15 protein-coding genes and 1 pseudogene are annotated in these 19,437 nt (G+C 40.5%); 8 read left to right on the forward strand and 8 right to left on the reverse strand.

The genetic code is table 11. The features are described 5' to 3' along the window. Positions 1–123: 123 nt before the first annotated feature. From H5200_RS24020 to H5200_RS11890, 4 genes and pseudogenes are all read right to left on the reverse strand, one after another. A pseudogene (locus H5200_RS24020) lies at positions 124–556 on the reverse strand (hypothetical protein); the annotation flags it as partial. 115 nt (positions 557–671) lie between these two features. Then, positions 672–1,193: a leucine-rich repeat domain-containing protein gene (locus H5200_RS11880; RefSeq protein WP_182719675.1), complete on the reverse strand. Its 522-nt coding sequence runs from the start codon at positions 1,191–1,193 to the stop codon at positions 672–674. A gap of 171 nt (positions 1,194–1,364) precedes the next feature. Further along, positions 1,365–1,796: a hypothetical protein gene (locus tag H5200_RS11885; RefSeq protein ID WP_182719674.1), complete on the reverse strand. Its 432-nt coding sequence runs from the start codon at positions 1,794–1,796 to the stop codon at positions 1,365–1,367. Between the two features lie 175 nt (positions 1,797–1,971). Continuing rightward, positions 1,972–2,355 (reverse strand): immunity 22 family protein, encoded by a 384-nt coding sequence (locus H5200_RS11890; protein ID WP_182719673.1) that lies wholly within the window; start codon positions 2,353–2,355, stop codon positions 1,972–1,974. Positions 2,356–2,800: 445 nt separating this feature from the next. On the opposite strand from H5200_RS11890, the gene H5200_RS11895 reads away from it, so the two are divergent. Beyond that, entirely contained in the window at positions 2,801–3,007 is a 207-nt protein-coding gene (locus tag H5200_RS11895) for a hypothetical protein (RefSeq protein WP_182719672.1), read from the forward strand. Positions 3,008–3,156: 149 nt separating this feature from the next. Here H5200_RS11895 and H5200_RS11900 read toward each other — a convergent pair whose 3' ends face one another. From H5200_RS11900 to gltB, 3 genes are all read right to left on the reverse strand, one after another. After that, positions 3,157–3,675 (reverse strand): hypothetical protein, encoded by a 519-nt coding sequence (locus H5200_RS11900; RefSeq protein WP_182719671.1) that lies wholly within the window; start codon positions 3,673–3,675, stop codon positions 3,157–3,159. Between the two features lie 470 nt (positions 3,676–4,145). Next, on the reverse strand, positions 4,146–5,561 hold the full coding sequence (locus tag H5200_RS11905; protein WP_182761550.1) for an FAD-dependent oxidoreductase: 1,416 nt from the start codon (positions 5,559–5,561) through the stop codon (positions 4,146–4,148). A gap of 9 nt (positions 5,562–5,570) precedes the next feature. Continuing rightward, positions 5,571–10,028 (reverse strand): glutamate synthase large subunit, encoded by a 4,458-nt coding sequence (gltB, locus tag H5200_RS11910; protein ID WP_145242134.1) that lies wholly within the window; start codon positions 10,026–10,028, stop codon positions 5,571–5,573. A gap of 791 nt (positions 10,029–10,819) precedes the next feature. Here gltB and H5200_RS11915 point away from each other — a divergent pair. From H5200_RS11915 to H5200_RS11940, 6 genes are all read left to right on the forward strand, one after another. Next, the gene (locus H5200_RS11915; protein WP_182719478.1) at positions 10,820–12,073 is read left to right on the forward strand and encodes an efflux RND transporter periplasmic adaptor subunit; all 1,254 of its coding nucleotides are present in this window, start codon (positions 10,820–10,822) and stop codon (positions 12,071–12,073) included. A 27-nt stretch (positions 12,074–12,100) separates the two neighbouring features. Next, positions 12,101–12,811 carry an ABC transporter ATP-binding protein gene (locus H5200_RS11920; protein WP_182740608.1) on the forward strand — a complete coding sequence of 237 codons (711 nt, stop codon included), beginning with the start codon at positions 12,101–12,103 and terminating at the stop codon, positions 12,809–12,811. 3 nt (positions 12,812–12,814) lie between these two features. Then, positions 12,815–14,128, forward strand: a complete 1,314-nt coding sequence (locus H5200_RS11925; RefSeq protein ID WP_182761551.1) for an ABC transporter permease — start codon at positions 12,815–12,817, stop codon at positions 14,126–14,128. A 10-nt stretch (positions 14,129–14,138) separates the two neighbouring features. Then, positions 14,139–15,347 (forward strand): ABC transporter permease, encoded by a 1,209-nt coding sequence (locus H5200_RS11930; RefSeq protein ID WP_182761552.1) that lies wholly within the window; start codon positions 14,139–14,141, stop codon positions 15,345–15,347. Between the two features lie 83 nt (positions 15,348–15,430). After that, positions 15,431–16,759 carry a sigma-54 dependent transcriptional regulator gene (locus H5200_RS11935; protein ID WP_182761553.1) on the forward strand — a complete coding sequence of 443 codons (1,329 nt, stop codon included), beginning with the start codon at positions 15,431–15,433 and terminating at the stop codon, positions 16,757–16,759. Further along, the gene (locus H5200_RS11940; RefSeq protein WP_182719483.1) at positions 16,759–18,099 is read left to right on the forward strand and encodes a PAS domain-containing sensor histidine kinase; all 1,341 of its coding nucleotides are present in this window, start codon (positions 16,759–16,761) and stop codon (positions 18,097–18,099) included. Before H5200_RS11935 ends, H5200_RS11940 begins: the two co-directional genes overlap by 1 nt. Positions 18,100–18,128: 29 nt before the next feature. Here H5200_RS11940 and H5200_RS11945 read toward each other — a convergent pair whose 3' ends face one another. Next, the gene (locus H5200_RS11945; RefSeq protein ID WP_064665960.1) at positions 18,129–18,467 is read right to left on the reverse strand and encodes a Grx4 family monothiol glutaredoxin; all 339 of its coding nucleotides are present in this window, start codon (positions 18,465–18,467) and stop codon (positions 18,129–18,131) included. A gap of 276 nt (positions 18,468–18,743) precedes the next feature. Here H5200_RS11945 and H5200_RS11950 point away from each other — a divergent pair, with 276 nt between their 5' ends. Further along, positions 18,744–19,325 carry a superoxide dismutase gene (locus H5200_RS11950; RefSeq protein ID WP_145242146.1) on the forward strand — a complete coding sequence of 194 codons (582 nt, stop codon included), beginning with the start codon at positions 18,744–18,746 and terminating at the stop codon, positions 19,323–19,325. The last annotated feature ends 112 nt before the right edge of the window (positions 19,326–19,437 follow it).

A 19,437-nucleotide genomic window follows, 5' to 3' on the forward strand; every position in this document is an offset into this window, starting at 1 on the left:
AAACAGTTAAATAAATTGACTGATGATGATCAGTTAAGCTAATTTAAAAACGGCTCTACAAAATGATAAATCAAGTGATCAAAGCTGATGAGAATCGGTGATCAAAGTCATGAGAATACGCACCATTTTGGCCCTGATAGGGTCTAAATCAACATATACCATACAGAATGCCTCTGCAGCTTCATCAAGAAGCGCTTGTAACTTGAAGCATCCTTCCCACAAATTTATAGAGAATAAATTTGAATGCCATTAGGCAGCCCGAAGTGTGAGCGCCACGGATGGCAGCGAATAAAAGCGCCCTGTGCAGTTATCTTCTTTATTCGCTTTACTGGCAGGCACTGTCTTCATTTAATATCTTCATAAACCAACTGATGCTTACTAAGCGCTCTCGGTATTGTTCAACCGCTTGGTTAAAAAAGATGAGCTCTGATTTACTCATGACTGCATAAGTACATACATCAATGCAAAATACCTTAGTCAATTCTAGTAACCTGTCTTCAACCCACCCCTTGCGGATTAAAATTCGTTCAATATGGGGGTAATCGCGGCGCGAGATTTATAACCTGGTGGGCCAAGTAAAAAATCGAGCAATTAAACTACCGCGTCCCTTACCCACATCCATGTAGGTAACAAAGAGTTATAGACCTTCGTCTTTCTATAAATCGAGCTCTTTAAATTGGAATAAAAGTAATGTTGTCGATATCACAACCACCAAATATATTCTTTTTATCCTCTAATAAACATTCAGGCAAAGTAACTTTTTTAAGATATTTATTTTCACCGAAGCAATCATTACTAATTGACGTTACAGAAGCCGGTATAGTCAAGTTTTCTATGTTATTCCCGACAAAACAAAACATAGGAAGAGAATCTATTTCCGCTTCAATAGTCAGCTTTTCTATTTTATTACGTCCAAATGCCCCACCACCAATTTTTATAACGCTAGCAGGAATAACAATTTCTTTAATTTGGTTTTGATAGAAGGCATCTTCATCTATAAATTCTAAATACTTTGGTAACACAACAGCTTCAAGCTTTTTATTGTCAAACGCTTCACGCATAATTGCAACCACAGGTTTGTTATTAATATAATCAGGGATAACAACGTCTTTTGAATCCCCTATATAATCTAAAATTAAAATTTTGTCGTCGATATCTTTAAAAGTGTAAGATTCATTCGTTAAGTTTTCCATTACGATCCTAATTTTTATATAAGTTTCCACTTAAAATTTATGTCAAATATATCAAGTAAGTTAATCAAATATACGACTTAAAGTCATCTTTGAGTAATTTTAACTCACACAGAAACTAAGAGACTTTCAAGTGTGTAAAGCATCAACCGCGTGAATTATCTATCACGTATTTTAGAGCTGATCAAAGTAATCCCCCGCTTTATGCCTAAAAAATACATTACAGTTTTCTAACTCAACCTGTAATGGCTCTTTTTGTAAGACTTTAACATACGGATTTAGCTCTAATATAACGGTCATCGTTTTTGATAATAATAGTGCGTTGTAAAGAGCACGTTTACGTTTTTCAGACTTAGAGTAAGGCATACGAATTATGATATTTTTTTTGCACATTGGCGCCGTGATCGGAAAGTACTCTTTTGGCACAAACACTTCAAATTGACCCCCTTTATTGAATCCATATTCAGTGTTTACAGAATACTTGCCTGAAGTAATTTCATATTTTATATGATAGTAGTCTGAATAAATTCCTGAATTAACTTTAATTTCTTGAGCAATAAGATGAAACGAAATTAACAACGCCATAATACTTGAGAAATATTTCATACTACCCCAATACATATAAAACTATTTATACTCCAGAGAGACTTGCAACGGTATCAAAGTTCAAGTTTGAGTACACCAAAAAACTCGAAATTTAAGGTAGGCTAACATCTTTTTAAAACCATAAAAGCTATTTAGCCATATTTATAAAATTGCTATCCGAATAGCTCTCCATACTTTAAGTGGGATAACTAAACTCACCCATATATATCAATTCAAATCCATCACCTTTGACTGTTCTTGGCCTATCAATTTCTTCCTTTGATAAAAATAGAAGCACGTTAGCATCTAATAATTCAAATTCCTCTGCTGTTTTAATAACATCATGCAACCAATGCTCAGAATATGAATACGGCTTAAAAAAAGTTTCTAATGAAGACTCCTGATCTCTTGATCCAATTTCCATGAAGTCATGATCGATAAAAACTTCTCCCTGTGATTCGCAAAATTTTGAAAGAGGAATATCATCATCAAAACCATAACGCTCTTCAAGGAAGGAATTGTATTTTGAATGATCAGAAACTCTTCCAAGAAAAAAGTGCGAAACTTCACGACTTTTCATAATTGACTCCTTTGTCAAACCTCGTTTACAAGCAGAAATTATTAGTTGAATATACAACGAAGGAGCAAAACTAAGGATTATTAATCCTGCTTAGATTACTGATAATCATTGAATTTCATTATCAGTATAACTGATAATTAGTTACGTTGAAAAGCTGCCTACTTAACAGTAGAAAAATTAGTGAATTTCACAATGAGATGTAAGTTGGTTGTAGTAACATTGATAAAAATCACTATTCAGTCACTAATGACAAGTATTTACTAGCTGTAAAGTTAGCTCCATTTTGTAATACTATACTCATATTCAAATATAAAAGTATCAAACACATAAATTTAGCTTATCTTTAATATTTAACTAAGTGATAATAATAAACATCCTTAACAATTGCAAAAACGTACTAAATCATTTTGATGTTTTTGTTATGTGCTAATTAAAAGAGAACTAGATGGATGACGATATACAGTTTTTTAAAGATAAACTAATAAACGGCGACGTAGATAGGTTTGAGTTACTAGATTTTATAGAATACGTAAGAAGCTACGGCCTAACTTATGAAGTATTCACTATAGCTAGGCAAATGTATAAGGATGATATGGATCAACAGGAAACAGCGGGACTATTAAGTATGCAAGCTATGAGTTGGGATTTATAACCATATGGCGCTTTGCTCTTATATCGAAAAAACTGGCATTCTTGTGTTATAGATAAGGTGATATTATCAAAAGTCAGTTTCATCACATTTTTCATAAGATTCATACACTCAACCTATTGTTATTATATGAGCCCAAACACACACGTTATCTACCTATCACTATTTAACTCATATAGCGATAATTTTTCTTGATTAACTAAGTTTATTATCGGTTCATTTGGATAACGGTGTATAAAATAAAAAAGATTATAGTCTGAGTTATTATCGTTATTAGCCATCAACCAACATTGCGACAGCCATTCAATAATAATGGGTTCGCTGATACTATCATAAGCATCACACTCATCTTCATCAATATCATTTTTTGCAATATACTGTTTTAAATAAGCCATATACTGTGCATGATATTCGCGACTGATAAACTCATGTTTCGCCATAAAAGCTTCATCGCAATCCTCAAGCACTTGGCTATGGTTTGCCATATCAGTACAGGTAATAAATGTCAGCGCTAACTTATGCTCATCAAACACTTCGCAAATACACTCTACACGTCCGGTCTCATTTTTCATCGTGATTTCGTACTTCGAAATAAAGCGTTTAAAAATAGCAATACAAGTCGGTGTATACGTCTCTAAATGCTGCTTTAATTTTTTCTTGGGTTCATCCATATGTAGCTTAACCTGCATCACTTTTTTAAATAACTAAAATCATTATTTTTTAATTTATCTTTTTCAATAAAAACAATTCATTTATCACCATAGTGCCAACACTAATCTAATTGGGCGTAAAATGTGAGAGGGGAATTAACGATACTCAGTCACCGCGCAATTCTGACCATAAACAAAGTGTATTAAAAGGCAGCAGCATGATAAATAATCTTCAGCTTTGTTTCTGAGTATCATCGCAATTCAGAATTATATCATCAAAAGAAAAGGGTCTATCATTTCTTAGTTCCTCTTGCCTGTGTTAACTGGTTAGCTATTTTTTCGTTGGGTTTAGTTGTCACCCTACCTACGTTGCTTAATTTAACACCGAGTAAACTTAAAACTTACGACTTAGCGCTTAAAACTCTACTATCCAAGCCATAAAAAAAGCAAGCCATCTGGCTTGCTTTTTACATTCTTAAACCTTTAAAACGTTACACTTTCAAGTAGTCCATGATCCCTTCAGCGGCGTTACGCCCTTCAAAGATTGCGGTAACTACTAAATCTGAGCCGCGCACTATATCGCCGCCGGCAAAGATTTTAGGGTTGGTTGTTTGATGGGTAAATTCACCTTTTTCTGGTGCGTTGATACCGCCCCAGTGATTTATCTCTACATCGTACTTTTCTAACCAATCCATTTTGTGTGGTTTGAAACCAAATGCCATTATTACTTGGTCGGCTTCAATCACATGTTCTGAGCCAGGTACTACTTCTGCGCGGCTGCGGCCTTTTTCATCTGGTTCACCCATTTGGGTTTTTACCATTTGTACGCCTGCAACATGGCCGTTGTCGTTTAGTACGATACCGGTTGGTTGCACGTTAAAAGTAAATTCAACACCTTCTTCTTTGGCGTTTTTCACTTCACGTCTTGAACCTGGCATGTTTTCTTCATCACGACGATAAGCACAGATTACTTTTGCCGCACCTTGACGAATTGAGGTACGTACACAGTCCATCGCGGTATCACCACCACCAAGTACCACAACCTTTTGGTTAGCCATATCAAGATAAGCTTGGTTAGACTCATCATAGCCCATTACGCGGTTGGTATTACCGATTAAGAACGGTAATGCATCATGTACACCTGGTGCATCTTCGTTTTCAAGGCCAGCACGCATGCTTTGATAAGTCCCCACTCCCAAAAATACTGCGTCGTATTCGGCCAATATTTCATCCATAGTGATATCAACACCAACTTCAGTGTTAAGTTTAAACTCAACCCCCATTTCGGTGAAAATTTCACGACGTTTTTGCATGACTTGTTTTTCAAGTTTGAACGATGGAATACCAAAAGTAAGCAAGCCACCAATTTCTGGATGACGGTCAAATACCACTGGTTTTACACCATTACGCACTAGAATATCAGCGCAACCTAGGCCTGCAGGGCCGGCACCGATGATAGCTACTTTTTTATCGGTCCATACCACGTACGACATATCAGGCTTCCAGCCCATTTTAAATGCAGTATCAGTAATATATTTTTCAATATTACCGATTGTTACTGCACCAAACTCTTCGTCTAATGTACATGAACCTTCACACAAACGATCTTGCGGGCACACCCGGCCACACACTTCTGGTAAACTATTTGTGCGGTGTGATAGCTCCGCAGCTTCAAGAATACGGCCAGTACGAATTAACTTTAACCACTGTGGGATATAGTTATGCACTGGGCATTTCCATTCACAATACGGGTTACCACAATCTAGGCAGCGGTCCGCTTGTGAGTTTACTTGCTTCTCTGAAAAGGGTTCGTAAATTTCAACAAATGATTTTTTACGTGACGAAATTGGCTTTTTGCGGGGATCAACCCGCTGCACGTCTATAAATTGATATACATTCTCGCTCATACTACCCCCTTACTGTGCTTGAACACGAAGTTCAGCACTACTACGGGCGCGATGCCCGAGTAAACTTTTCACATCACTTGATTTTGGCTTAACTAGTTTGAATTTTGGTAAATACGTTTCAAAACTGGCTAAAATAGTTTCTGCACGGCTTGAGCCTGTTAGTTCTAAATGCTCAGCAATTAGACCACGCAAATGCTCTTGGTGTGACGCTAGCTCATCTAACAGCACCACTTCGACTAGCTCTGGATTAATGCGTTTTTCAAAGTCATTACGCTCATCCAAAATATAGGCAAAGCCACCGGTCATACCTGCACCAAAGTTCACGCCTACATTGCCCAACACGCAAACTACGCCACCGGTCATGTACTCACAGCCATTATCACCTACGCCTTCAACAACCGCTTGCACGCCTGAGTTACGAACCGCAAAACGCTCTCCAGCACAACCTGCAGCAAACAGCTTGCCACCCGTTGCACCATATAAACAGGTATTACCTGCGATGGTCGCTTTGTGACTTTCAAATGACGAACCCAGTGGTGGGCGAATAACCAGCTTACCGCCCGCCATGCCTTTGCCTACGTAATCGTTAGCATCGCCGACTAGGGTCATTTCTAGGCCACCAGCATTCCATACACCAAATGATTGACCAGCGGTTCCGTGTAACTCAATCGAGACAGGATCAGCCGCCATGCCTTGATTGCCATGCTTATCAGCTATATAACCCGATAACATCGCGCCCACCGAACGGTCAGTGTTACAAATACGGCTGACCAGTGAAATACCGCTGCTCTCATCAATTGCTTGTTGAGCTTTAGCAAGTAAGGTTTCATTCAACTTACCTAAATAATGTGACGTATTAGGTGCGCTGCAGTATAAGGTTTCACCAGTTGGGTTATTCGGCTGTGCAATCACTGACGATAAGTCAATTTTTTGCTGCTTTGCCGTTTTACCTTCAATCGCTTCGAGTAAATCAAGACGACCGATTAAGTCTGTTAGTTTGGCAACCCCAAGGCTTGCCATAATTTCACGGGCTTCTTGAGCAATAAACTTAAAGTAGTTCATCGCCATTTCTGGTAGGCCATGGAAATGTTTTTGACGCAATGTTTCGTCTTGCGTTGCTACACCGGTTGCACAGTTATTTAGGTGGCAAATACGCAGGTACTTACAACCAAGCGCAACCATAGGACCCGTACCAAAACCAAAGCTCTCTGCACCTAAAATAGCTGCTTTGATGATATCAAGGCCGGTTTTTAAACCACCATCAGTTTGCAAACGAATACGATGACGTAAACCGTTTTCAACCAGCGCTTGTTGTGTTTCAGCAAGACCAAGCTCCCACGGGCTACCCGCATATTTAACCGACGTTAGCGGGCTTGCGCCAGTACCGCCGTCATAGCCTGAAATAGTAATTAAATCAGCATATGCTTTAGCAACACCAGTGGCGATTGTGCCCACACCTGGCTCTGATACTAGTTTTACTGAGATCAACGCTTTAGGGTTTACTTGTTTTAAATCGAAAATAAGCTGAGCTAAATCTTCAATCGAATAAATATCGTGATGCGGTGGTGGCGAAATTAAGGTCACACCCGGTACCGAGTAACGAAGCTTAGCAATATACGGGGTTACTTTTTCGCCCGGCAATTGCCCGCCTTCACCTGGTTTTGCACCTTGCGCTACTTTAATTTGAATAACGTCAGCACTGCGTAAGTAATGTGGTGTTACCCCAAAACGACCTGACGCGACTTGCTTGATACGAGAGTTTTTCTCGGTACCATAGCGTAGTTTGTCTTCGCCGCCTTCACCTGAATTTGAACAGCCACCTAAGCGGTTCATCGCAATTGCAAGCGCTTCATGCGCCTCTGGCGATAATGCACCGATACTCATTGCCGCCGAGTCAAAACGCTTATATAGCTCAGTTGCAGGCTCAACATCATCAATACTGATCCCCTCTGCTGGCAGTTTCAGTGCAAGCATGTCACGTAATGTGGCAATTGGGCGCTTATTAACAAGATCTGCGTATACGCTGTAATCAGAATATTCGCCTGAGCGCACCGCTTTTTGTAGCGTTTGAATAACATCTGGGTTGTACGCGTGATACTCGCCGTCATGCACATACTTTAATAAGCCGCCATGGCTGAGTAATTTACGTTTACTTAATGCCAAAGTATGTAACTTGCGTTGGTCATCATCAAAATCAGTAAAACACGCGCCTTTAATGCGACTTGCCACACCATTAAAACAGGTATCAACAATTGCATCCGACAAACCAACTGCTTCAAACAACATTGAACAACGATACGATGCCACGGTACTAATGCCCATTTTTGACATGATCTTGTACAAGCCTTTGTTGATTGCATTACGATAAGCAAGCGTAACTTGGCAATAGCTCTTGTTGATCACTTTAGAGTCGCTCATCGCAACCAGTGATTCATATGCTAAGTACGGGTAAATTGCCGTTGCACCAAAACCAATTAATACCGCAAATTGATGCGCGTCACGGACACTACCTGTTTCAATGATGATATTTGATTCACAACGTAAATTGTTATCAACTAAACGCTTTTGTACCGCTCCAACAGCCATAGCGGCAGGAATTGGTAATTTATTCTCATCAAAATTACGGTCACTCAAAAACAACATGACACAGCCACCAGCTGCTTTTTCTTGCGCTTCGTCACAAATACGGATTACTGCATCACCAAGGCCTTCTTCTTTGCTGTAGGTGATATCGATTTTGCAATAGCTGTAATGAGCCTGATCAGCGCTCAATAATTGTTGCATGTCTGCATACATTAGAATTGGAGTATCAAACTGTAGACGCTTAGCGTGGCCGGTGGTCTCGTTAAACACGTTTTGCTCACTACCGATACAGGTCGCCAGCGACATTACATGGTTTTCACGCAGTGGATCGATTGGCGGGTTAGTTACTTGCGCAAACTTTTGACGGAAGTAATCAAACAATGAACGGTTACCTTCAGAAAGCACTGCAAATGGCGTGTCATCCCCCATAGAACCGGTTGCTTCTTGACCAATTTCACCCATTACGCGAATAACGCTATCAAGTTCTTCATTGGTGTAACCAAACATTTTTTGATATTTCAGTAATGTTTCATCATCAAATGAACGGTTGCCCGCATCTTGCTCTGATAGCTGCTCAAACGGCGTTAAGCGCTTAACATTGGCCTCAAGCCATGCTTTGTATGGATGGCGAGATTTAAGATCGCGATCAATTTCGTCTGAGTGCCAAATTTTACCTAACTGAGTATCAATAACTAATAGCTCACCAGGGCCAACGCGGCCTTTCTCAACCACTTCATCCGCAGTGTAATCCCAAATCCCCACTTCAGAAGCGAGGGTAATAAAGCCATCTTGAGTGATCACATAACGTGCAGGACGCAGACCATTACGGTCCAAGTTACACGCGGCAAAGCGCCCATCAGACATCACAATACCAGCAGGGCCATCCCATGGTTCCATGTGCATAGAGTTAAAGTCGTAAAATGCACGTAAGTCATCATCCATCGCACGGTTTTTCTGCCATGCAGGTGGTACTAGCATTCGCATAGCACGGAATAAATCCATGCCACCAGCTAAAAACAACTCAAGCATATTATCTAGGCTTGATGAATCTGAGCCGGTTTCATTGACAAAGGGTGCTGCTGATTGCAAATCTGGAATAAGCGGCGATGCAAACTTATATGAACGAGCACGAGCCCACTGGCGGTTACCTTGTATGGTGTTGATTTCACCATTGTGCGCTAAATAGCGGAACGGCTGAGCCAAAGGCCAACGCGGTTGTGTATTAGTTGAAAAACGTTGGTGAAATACACAAATTGCGCTGGTCATGCGGATATCAGCTAAATCTAAATAGAAGTTAGGCAAATCCACCGGCATCATTAAGCCTTTGTAGATAGTTACTAACCCTGACAAGCTGGCAATGTAAAAGCCTTCATCTTCGCTTAAACGCTTTTCAGCACGACGGCGCGCAACGTATAAACGACGCTCTAAATCTTTTGGGCGCCAGCCTTCTGGTGCATTAACAAAAATCTGTTCAAATTTAGGTAACTGCTTGATTGCAATTGGCCCTAAACATGATTCATCTGTTGGCACAATTCGCCAACCTTGAATATTGAGGGTTTCTTTTTCGAGTTCTTCACTCAATATATCTTTTGCAGCTTGCGCAAGTACTGGATCTGAGTTTAGGAAAATCATGCCAACGGCATAATTTTTACCCAAGTGCCAATTTTTTTCAGCAGCAATAGCACGAAAAAAGCTATCTGGCTTTTGTAATAATAAGCCACAGCCATCGCCTGTTTTACCATCGGCAGAAATACCACCACGGTGTTCCATACGGTCTAAGCCAGTGATCGCTGTTCGAATTAAACGATGACTTGCCTGACCATTAACTTGGGCTATTAAGCCAAAGCCACAATTATCTTTTTCTAATTTTGAGTCGTATAACATAGACCCCTCCCCTTGCTACAACAGCTAGCTATGAATGACCTTCTCGACGGTTTGCTAGCAGACAGTCAAAACTATCGCCAATTGTACATTGAGTCAATAGCGCCTTGAATACATATTCACATTCTTGAATATTTCTCACCACAACACAATCTTTTTATTTCATGCCTATTTTTAACATTTAGCGATATTTTACCCGTTATTTTTTTATGACACTGGTGTCATATTTAACAAGTTGTAAAATAACCGCTCTGCAAACCTGCAGTTTACGTTAACGTAAACCAGAGTAAAAATGAATAAATATTCACTGAGTTGTGTAGCGAAAATAAATGCTTTCTTTTTTATTGAATCTCTTTGTTGTCGTTCAAGGTCGATACCACAGTGCGCATTAGAGTAAATACTCTTTCCAGTGTCTTTTTATGGGTAAATTTAAAGCCACTAATTAATGCATAATTATCATCACAACAGTCACATTTTGCATAATTTACGCTAGTTAGTAAGTTTTTAGCTTGCTCACCCTGTTGACGCCTGCGGCAGCTTCTTAGCCGCCATAGTAAAGTGTCCGCAGCGGACACAATTTATGTCCGCGGACACCAAATAATTTAAGAATAAATAATTATTTCATTAAAATCATGACATTAAATAGTGGCATGATATTCGAATAAACATTAAAAGATAATTACAGGACACAACTTATGTTTATTCTCAGTTTATTTTTAGTTTCACCAATCACTGTCTTAGTAGTGAGCTTGATGATCACTTACTGCGAGAATAAACATAGCTAAGGATCACTCATGATAAAAGATACCAGCGGACAAGATGTAAGTATTACGCAAAGACGGAGTTACAAAAAACCATTAATAGTGCTGGCGCTATCACTTGCCGTACTTGCTTTATGTGCACAAGCATTTATGGGTAACAATCAAGGCAGTATTTCTGTTGACCGGGCTTCTTTACAGATTGCTACCGTTAATATTAGTCGTTTAGTACGTGATGTAGCCGCCAGCGGTAAAATTGTTGCTGCAAATGCTCCTAAGGTTTATAGCCCAGAACGTGGATATGTGGATTTACAAGTTAAAGCCGGTGATAAAGTAAATAAAGATGACATTATTGCTTTAGTCGATAGCCCAGAACTCAATAATGAACTAAAACAGCAACAATCGGTGTTAGCCCGCCTTGATGGTGAATTACAACGTAAGCACTTAGAAGCACGCCGACAAAAGTTAAGCTTAACCAAAACGCTTGATCTCGCCCAAGTAGAGCTCAATGCAGCAGACAGGGAAAATCGCCGTGCTAAGCTTTCTATCGAAAAAAACTTGATCAGCCAAATTGATTTAGAAAAAGCAGTTGATGATCTTGCCCGAGCCAAGCTTTCTTACAAACACGCTCAACAAGAAGTTGAACTTGCTAAAGATACACTAGCATTTGAACTCAAAGCTGCAGAGCGCGATCTCGCTCGCCAACAACTGATCGTTGATGATTTAAATCGTCAAGTCAGAAACTTAACTATTAAAGCCAGCGTCACCGGTATTGTTGGTAACCTGCTTGTACAACAAAAAGAAGCCGTTACCCAAAGTCAGCCGTTAATGACGCTGGTTGATTTAAGTAATTTTGAAGCACAACTGCAAGTACCTGAAAGTTACGCCAACGAACTCGGTTTAGGAATGGAAGTTGAGCTCACACTCGGGGCAAAAAAAGTGACTGGTGTGTTGTCGGCAATTTCGCCGGAAGTTAACAATCGTGAAGTAACTACTCGAGTACGCTTTGACGAAGAGCTAAAAGGCATTCGCCAAAACCAGCGATTAACAGCGCGCATTTTATTAGAAAATCGTGATGACGTTTTACAAATCAAACGCGGTGCGTTTATGCAGCAAGGTGGTACGCAGGTTTACAAAGTTATCGGCGACACCGCACAACTGGTAAATATCACAACCGGGGCAAGCAGCATCAACGCAATAGAATTGCTACAAGGTGTTAGCTCAGGCGATCAGCTGATCATCTCCAGTTACGATAACTTTAAACAAGCGCCAACATTATTACTGAGATAAGAACAACCATATTACAAGGATCAACTCATGCTTAAAATGAACAATATTAGTAAACTGTATCAAACAGAAATGGTGCAAACCCATGCATTACGCGACTTTAACTTACAAGTAGAAGAAGGCGAATTTATCGCTGTAACTGGCCCTAGTGGCTCCGGGAAAACCACCTTTTTAAATATCGCAGGCATGTTAGAACCTTTTAGCAGTGGTGAATATCTGCTCGATGGTATTAATGTTGGCAAACTGAACGACAATCAACGAGCGGATTGTCGCAATCAAAAAATTGGTTTTATTTTCCAAGGCTTCAACCTGATCCCTGATTTAAATTTATATGAAAACATTGAAGTGCCACTGCGCTACCGAGGTATTAAAGCAAGCGAGCGTAAACGTCGTATTGAACAGTGCTTAGAACAAGTAGGTCTAGCTTCACGCGCTAAACATTTGCCGCAACAGTTATCAGGTGGTCAACAGCAACGGGTAGCGATTGCCCGCGCCCTCGCCGGTGAGCCGCGCTTTTTATTAGCCGATGAACCAACAGGTAACCTAGACAGCTTAATGGCACGTCAAGTGATGGAATTGCTGGAGCAAATTAACCGTGACGGCGCGACCATCATTATGGTGACTCATGACCCAGAACTTGCCCGCAGAGCACCTCGTAATATTCAAGTGGTTGATGGTCAACTTGCCGACTTTACCTTGTATCAAGGCGCGCAAAACCTAAAAAATGTGGCTGGAGCGTAACTTATGCTATTACATTACCTCGATTTAAGTTGGCGTAGTTTTAAGCGCACACCACTGGTAAGCATGTTAATGGTGCTAGCCATTGCTATTGGGATTGGTGTAACCATGACCAGTTTAAGCGTTTATCATATGATGTCGGCGGATCCTATTCCCGAAAAAAGCAATCAACTTTATACTGTGCAATTACAAACCATGGATGAAGGCCATACGTGGTGGACCGAGGATAACCTTCCTATGCAACTGACTTATCAAGATGCAGTCAATTTGCAGAATGCGCCTGTTCCTGAAAAAAAGGTCGCGATGATGCGTACTGGTTTTTCAGTTTATTTAGACTCAGACAAAGTAAAGCCGTTTACTGGTGAAGCACGCATGACCACGCCTGATTTTTTTACGATGTTCGATGTATCGTTTATTTATGGCGGTGTATGGAGCGAACAACAAGAGCAATCTGCCGCCCCTGTGGTGGTGATTTCAAAAGAACTCAACGATAAACTGTTTGCAGGAAACAACTCAATTGGGCAATTGATCTACTTAGATGATTACAGCTACGAAGTTGTTGGTGTGATCGCTGACTGGTCACTTAACCTTAAGTATTATGATTTAAATAATGGTGCATTTAATCAACCTGAAGATTTATTTTTACCGTTTAGTTTAGTCAAAACCAAAGAGCTCACTACTTGGGGCAAAAGCAACGCTTGGAAACATGATAATATCTACAGCTACGCCGATAAAATGCAATCGGAAATAGTGTGGATCCAGTTTTGGGCGCAACTAGATAACGCGGAGCAAAAAGCAAACTACAACAATTACCTTAATTCTTACATTGCAGAGCAAAAAAAGCGTGGCCGCTTTACGCGAGAAAAGCCCGAGTATAAGCTACGTGATGTGAATCAATGGCTGCAATACAACAATGTGGTTAGTGAAGACAACAAAATATTGGTCGGCTTAAGCTTTATGTTTTTAGCTGTGTGCTTAGCTAATATCCTTGGTTTATTGCTAGCGAAGTTTTTGCGTCGGGCACCGGAGGTAGGCGTGCGCCGTGCTTTAGGGGCAAGTAAGCGACAAGTCTTTCTACAGCATTTAGTAGAAGTAGCCATGCTTGGTTTTATCGGCGGTTTGCTAGGTATTGTACTTGCACAAATTGGCCTACTCGGGGTAAGACAAAGTTACGAATATTACAAAAACATAGCCTCGATGGATTTAGTCATGTTATTGAGTGCCCCAGTTATCGCAATAACTACTTGCATTGTTGCTGGGCTTTACCCTGCTTGGTTAGTGTGTAAAACCAACCCTGCCATTTACTTAAAGAGCCAATAAGGAGCTACTCATGTTAGAAATCAAACCTATATTTCATGCACTGTGTCGCTCAAAGGTAGGCGCAATATTACTCTTAATTCAAATTGCGATTACGACGGCTATTGTCAGCAATGCAGCGTTTATCATTCAAGATAAAATCGCTTTTTTAAACCAAGATACCGGATATCCAGAGCAAGACTTATTTAAATTTAATGTAATGACCTTTGGTAAAGATATTGATGCCAGCCAACAGTTTGAATTAGACGTAGCGATGTTAAGAGCCCTACCTGGGGTTGTAAATGCAGCACAAAGCAGCAGTATTCCCCTATCCGGTAGTGGCAGTGCATCAAGCTTTAGTTTGAAACCAGCACCACAAGAAAGCCTAAGTGTGCGCACCGCTTACTTTCATATTGATGAACACGGCCTAGACACATATGGCGTAAAATTGATTGCCGGGCGTAATTTTAGTGAAGATGAAGTACTCATTTCAAATTCGCCAACAGATAGAACAACCAATGTCACTGTCGTTACCGAAGCGTTAGCCAATGAGCTTTTCCCAAAGGGAGATGGCCTAGGAAAAACCATTTATTTTGGTGACTTACCGCTACAAATTATCGGAATCACAGCGCCAATGAAAGGCCCTTGGCTTAAAGATAGTCACCCAAATAATGTGGCGCTGATCCCTTATATTCAAGGCAAAACTTACGCACAATTTGCAGTCAGAACCAAGCCTGGTCAACGTGCAGCTGTGATGAAGCAAATCGAAACCGCGATGCTAAATAATTACAATAAACGGGTGATAAACAATATCAATGGCTTAGATCAACTTAAAGACGAATATGTTGCAGCAGACAAATTGATGATGCGTATGCTGATTGTGCTCATCACGATATTAGTACTGGTAACTGCATTGGGGATTTTTGGCTTAACCTTATTTAATATCAGCAAACGCACCAAGCAAATAGGCACTCGCCGTGCATTAGGAGCCCGAAAATCAGCCATTATTAACTACTTTTTAGTTGAAAATGCGATGATCTGCTGCGTGGGCTTGCTCCTTGGCATTATTGCGGCGCTGTTACTTGGTCAATTATTAATGCAGCACTTTTCAATTGCCGTACTGCCACCGAGCTATATCGCAGGCACTGCCATTATGGTGTTTGTTATGAGCTTACTTGCCGTGTTTGGCCCTGCAAAACGTGCCGCCAACATATCACCGAGTATCGCCACGCGAACAATATAAAGCAGCTCCCAACCTATGCTACACTGGTTTAATACCGTGTAGCATTTTGAAATAAAGATAACAAAAACAGCGATTAAATTCACATGGAAAAAATACTTATTGTCGATGACAACCCTGCCATATTAGAAGCCTTGTCATTACTGTTAGAAATTCATGACTATCAGGTTGTGACTGCAAAAACGCAGCTTGAAGCCTTACAAATAGTGCAATACCAACGTATCGCGCTGGTTATTCAAGATATGAATTTTAGCAATGACACCACCTCTGGCGAAGAAGGTAAAGCGTTGTTTTATCAACTAAGAGCTCTCAACCCGCACTTACCGATTATTTTGATCACCGCGTGGACTGAACTGGCCAGCGCCATAGAGCTAGTCAAAGCCGGCGCCGCTGATTACTTACCTAAACCATGGGACGATAGCAAGCTCCTCACCTGTGTTAATAACTTAATCGAACTTGGCCAAGCAAAACAACAAAATGTAATGTATGCGCGCCACCAGCAAGAGCGAACATCAAGTTTAGCCGATGCCAACCTAGTTGGTTTAGTGTATCAAAGTACCGCCATGGATAAAATTCTCAATATGGCAATACAAGTCGCTAAGTCAGATGTCTCTGTGCTAATAACAGGTGCAAATGGCAGTGGTAAAGAACGCATTGCACAAATTATTCAAGCCAATTCTCACTTAAACCATGCCCCGTTTTTGACCATCAATGCCGCAGCCCTGCCCCATGATTTAATTGAAGCCGAATTATTTGGCGCTGAAGCGGGTGCTTATACTGGCATCACCAAACAGCGAATTGGTCGCTTTGAGGCAGCTGATGGTGGTACGCTATTTTTAGATGAAATTGGTAACCTGCCATTATCAGGGCAAATGAAACTACTGCGCGTGTTACAAACTGGTGAGTTTGAACGACTCGGTTCAACAAAAACACAAAAAGTAAATGTTCGGGTTATTTCAGCTACCAATGAAGATTTAAAAGCGGCTATTCATGCAGGTCGATTTAGAGAAGACTTATATTATCGCCTCAACGTGATTGAGCTAAATTTACCCAGTTTAGCGCAAAGACCAGATGACATTTTAGCGCTTGCTAAACACTTCTTAGGCGAGCGCGAATTATCGCTTACAACAGAGCAAGGATTACTCGCGCACAATTGGCCCGGCAACGTTCGTGAGCTAGAAAATGCCTGTAAACGCGCAGCCGTACTCAAACCTAATGGCGACATTACCCTCGATGATTTTGCTCTACAATCGCAACCGCTGCACACTAACTTTGCTAAACAAGAACCCAGTAGAGTAGAACTAGAACAAGCTATGCGTCAGCACCAAGGAGTGATCGCAAAAGTTGCCAGACAGTTTGGTTTAAGTCGTCAAGCACTATACCGCCGTTTGCAGAAATTTGAGATTGATTACTAATGGAAAAAAATAAACCGGCACTGTCTCTCACTCGTAAAATAGTGCTGATATGTAACATCTCTGCACTTATTCCTGTTTGGCTCATCTGCTGGTTAACCCATTTAAGCTGGCCTTCACTACTAATAACAACGCTGCTCACATCACTGCTGGCAAGTTATTTATCTTTTCGGCTCAGCCGCACTCTGGTGCAAGGCATACACTCACTTGAAACTGGTTTGCTTAATTTTAAAGACGGTGAATTAGCCACCTTACTAGCTTATAACGGTAACGATGAATTAGGCCGCTTGTGTCAATTGTATAATCAAACTGCAAAGCAATTACGCCAAGAGAAACAATGGCTCTATCAGCGCGAGCTGATGCTTGATAAAGTGCTACAAAGCTCTCCCCAAGCCGTTATTTTAAAAAATGATAAAGGCTTTATTGTTTATAGTAACTACAGTGCCCGAGACCTTTTTAATGCCAAAACAGCGCTTGAAGGGAGTCAGTTTGCACACCTGCTTGAAAATGCTCATCCACAGTTAAACAATGCTTTAACGCGCGGTAGTGATGGTTTATTTACGCTAGATACTGAAGACCAAGAATCTCAAGCGTGGCATTTATCAACCGGTAAGTTATTACTTAACAATCAATACCATTACTTATATGTCTTTAAACAACTCACCCGCGAACTTAGCCGTCAAGAAGTGGAGGTGTGGAAAAAGGTCATTCGGATCATTAGTCACGAACTTAATAACTCTCTGGGTCCCATGTCGTCAATGCTGCACAGCGGCCAGTTACTCAGTGAAAAAGTAGACGAACCCAGACTTAGCCGCGTGTTTGCTACCATTTCTGAACGCATCAAACATTTAAACGACTTTGTACAAGGCTATGGCAAATTTGCCAAACTGCCCACTCCTCAGCCAAGCGCAATTAATTGGCAAGTGTTGCTCACACAACTGCAAAATCAATGGTGTTTTATGCTCGATATAAGTAATGACGTGCATACACTGGCTGATCCGACTCAAGTCGAGCAGCTACTGATCAACTTAATAAAAAATGCTCACGAATCAGGCTCTGCAAGCGAACATATAAGTGTCACTGTTACACAGAATATTAAAGGCACACATATCAGTGTAAACGACCAAGGTAAAGGTATGAGTGAGCAAGTGATGGCCAATGCATTGATCCCATTTTATTCAACTAAAGTCGCTGGTAGTGGTTTGGGGTTAGCATTGTGCCGTGAAATAGTCGAAGCGCATCATGGTCAAATTAGCTTACACAATCGTAAGCACGGTGGGCTTAGTGTTCATGTCATTCTGCCCCACGGTCCTAACAAACAATCACAAAAAAGCCGCAATTAAGCGGCTTTTTGTTGATTTGCTGATAAACGTTACTCAGCGTCAGCTTCTTTATATTTAGCTGCTGTTTCGGTGATCAGTGGTTGTAATTCACCACGTTGAAACATTTCAATGATAATGTCACAACCACCAATTAATTCGCCATCAACCCACAGTTGTGGAAATGTTGGCCAATTGGCATATGCTGGTAATTCAGCTCGGATATCAGGATTTAGTAAAATATCAACATAGGCAAACGGTTCACCGCATGACATTAATGCTTGAGATGCTTGTGAAGAAAAACCACAATTTGGTAATTTAGGCGATCCTTTCATATAAAGGATAATTGGATTTTCAGAAATCTGCTGTTTAATTTTATCAATGGTTTCCATCTACAACCTCAAAAGTGACGATAGCTGAACATATTAAGGCTTGAAAAATTTTCATTAAGCCTCATATATGTATCTTAAAGTGGGCAAATAAAGCCGCAATCGAAATAGTCTTGCATTTGCACTGCTGTTTGGCATTGCTGTTTGCTAAAACTTGAGTAAAATACTCAACAATTATAGTAACACTATAATCTCATTTGGTATAGGTAACTACCCTGTTTGAACAGGCATTAACTATTACTATTTGAACTATCAACCAAAAGAAGATGGAGATAAAAAATGGCATTTGAACTACCGTCACTACCATATGCAATTAATGCACTTGAGCCACATATTTCACAAGAAACATTAGAGTTTCACCACGGCAAGCACCACAACACTTATGTGACTAAACTTAACGGTTTAATCCCAGGTACTGAATTTGAAGGTAAATCACTTGAAGAAATCGTATGTTCTTCTGAAGGTGGCGTATTTAACAATGCAGCACAGATCTGGAACCATACTTTTTACTGGAACAGCCTATCTCCAAATGGCGGTGGCGAAGCAACAGGCGCTGTTGCAGATGCTATCAATGCTAAATGGGGTTCTTTTGAAGCATTCCAAGCAGCTTTTGATGATAAAGCAGTAAACAACTTTGGTTCAAGCTGGACATGGTTAGTTAAATTAGCTGATGGTTCTTTAGACATCGTTAATACTTCTAACGCTGCAACGCCACTAACTCAAGACGGTGTAACACCGATACTGACTGTGGACCTGTGGGAACATGCTTACTACATTGATTTCCGTAACGTTCGTCCAGACTACTTAAAAGCATTCTGGTCGCTTGTTAACTGGGAATTCGCGAACGCTAACTTCGCATAATTGATTGCCCGTTCTGAGCAAGCCCAATTTAAAAGACGCTCCGGCGTCTTTTTTGTTTTCTAACATAAATTTTTAATTTTATTGCACAAAAAATCAAATTCGTGACTAAGCT

Source organism: Pseudoalteromonas sp. SG43-7, assembly GCF_014164295.1.
Classification (GTDB): Bacteria; Pseudomonadota; Gammaproteobacteria; order Enterobacterales; family Alteromonadaceae; genus Pseudoalteromonas; species Pseudoalteromonas rhizosphaerae.

What these genes read in the sequence shown, in the direction of transcription:
- H5200_RS11935 (WP_182761553.1), top strand. Translation starts at nt 15,431, where the DNA reads ATGGAAAAAATACTTATTGTCGATGACAACCCTGCCATATTAGAAGCC.
- H5200_RS11940 (WP_182719483.1), top strand. Translation starts at nt 16,759, where the DNA reads ATGGAAAAAAATAAACCGGCACTGTCTCTCACTCGTAAAATAGTGCTG.
- H5200_RS11945 (WP_064665960.1), bottom strand. Translation starts at nt 18,467, where the DNA reads ATGGAAACCATTGATAAAATTAAACAGCAGATTTCTGAAAATCCAATT.
- gltB (WP_145242134.1), bottom strand. Translation starts at nt 10,028, where the DNA reads ATGTTATACGACTCAAAATTAGAAAAAGATAATTGTGGCTTTGGCTTA.
- H5200_RS11890 (WP_182719673.1), bottom strand. Translation starts at nt 2,355, where the DNA reads ATGAAAAGTCGTGAAGTTTCGCACTTTTTTCTTGGAAGAGTTTCTGAT.
- H5200_RS11925 (WP_182761551.1), top strand. Translation starts at nt 12,815, where the DNA reads ATGCTATTACATTACCTCGATTTAAGTTGGCGTAGTTTTAAGCGCACA.
- H5200_RS11905 (WP_182761550.1), bottom strand. Translation starts at nt 5,561, where the DNA reads ATGAGCGAGAATGTATATCAATTTATAGACGTGCAGCGGGTTGATCCC.
- H5200_RS11880 (WP_182719675.1), bottom strand. Translation starts at nt 1,193, where the DNA reads ATGGAAAACTTAACGAATGAATCTTACACTTTTAAAGATATCGACGAC.
- H5200_RS11885 (WP_182719674.1), bottom strand. Translation starts at nt 1,796, where the DNA reads ATGAAATATTTCTCAAGTATTATGGCGTTGTTAATTTCGTTTCATCTT.
- H5200_RS11900 (WP_182719671.1), bottom strand. Translation starts at nt 3,675, where the DNA reads ATGGATGAACCCAAGAAAAAATTAAAGCAGCATTTAGAGACGTATACA.
- H5200_RS11950 (WP_145242146.1), top strand. Translation starts at nt 18,744, where the DNA reads ATGGCATTTGAACTACCGTCACTACCATATGCAATTAATGCACTTGAG.
- H5200_RS11920 (WP_182740608.1), top strand. Translation starts at nt 12,101, where the DNA reads ATGCTTAAAATGAACAATATTAGTAAACTGTATCAAACAGAAATGGTG.
- H5200_RS11930 (WP_182761552.1), top strand. Translation starts at nt 14,139, where the DNA reads ATGTTAGAAATCAAACCTATATTTCATGCACTGTGTCGCTCAAAGGTA.
- H5200_RS11915 (WP_182719478.1), top strand. Translation starts at nt 10,820, where the DNA reads ATGATAAAAGATACCAGCGGACAAGATGTAAGTATTACGCAAAGACGG.
- H5200_RS11895 (WP_182719672.1), top strand. Translation starts at nt 2,801, where the DNA reads ATGGATGACGATATACAGTTTTTTAAAGATAAACTAATAAACGGCGAC.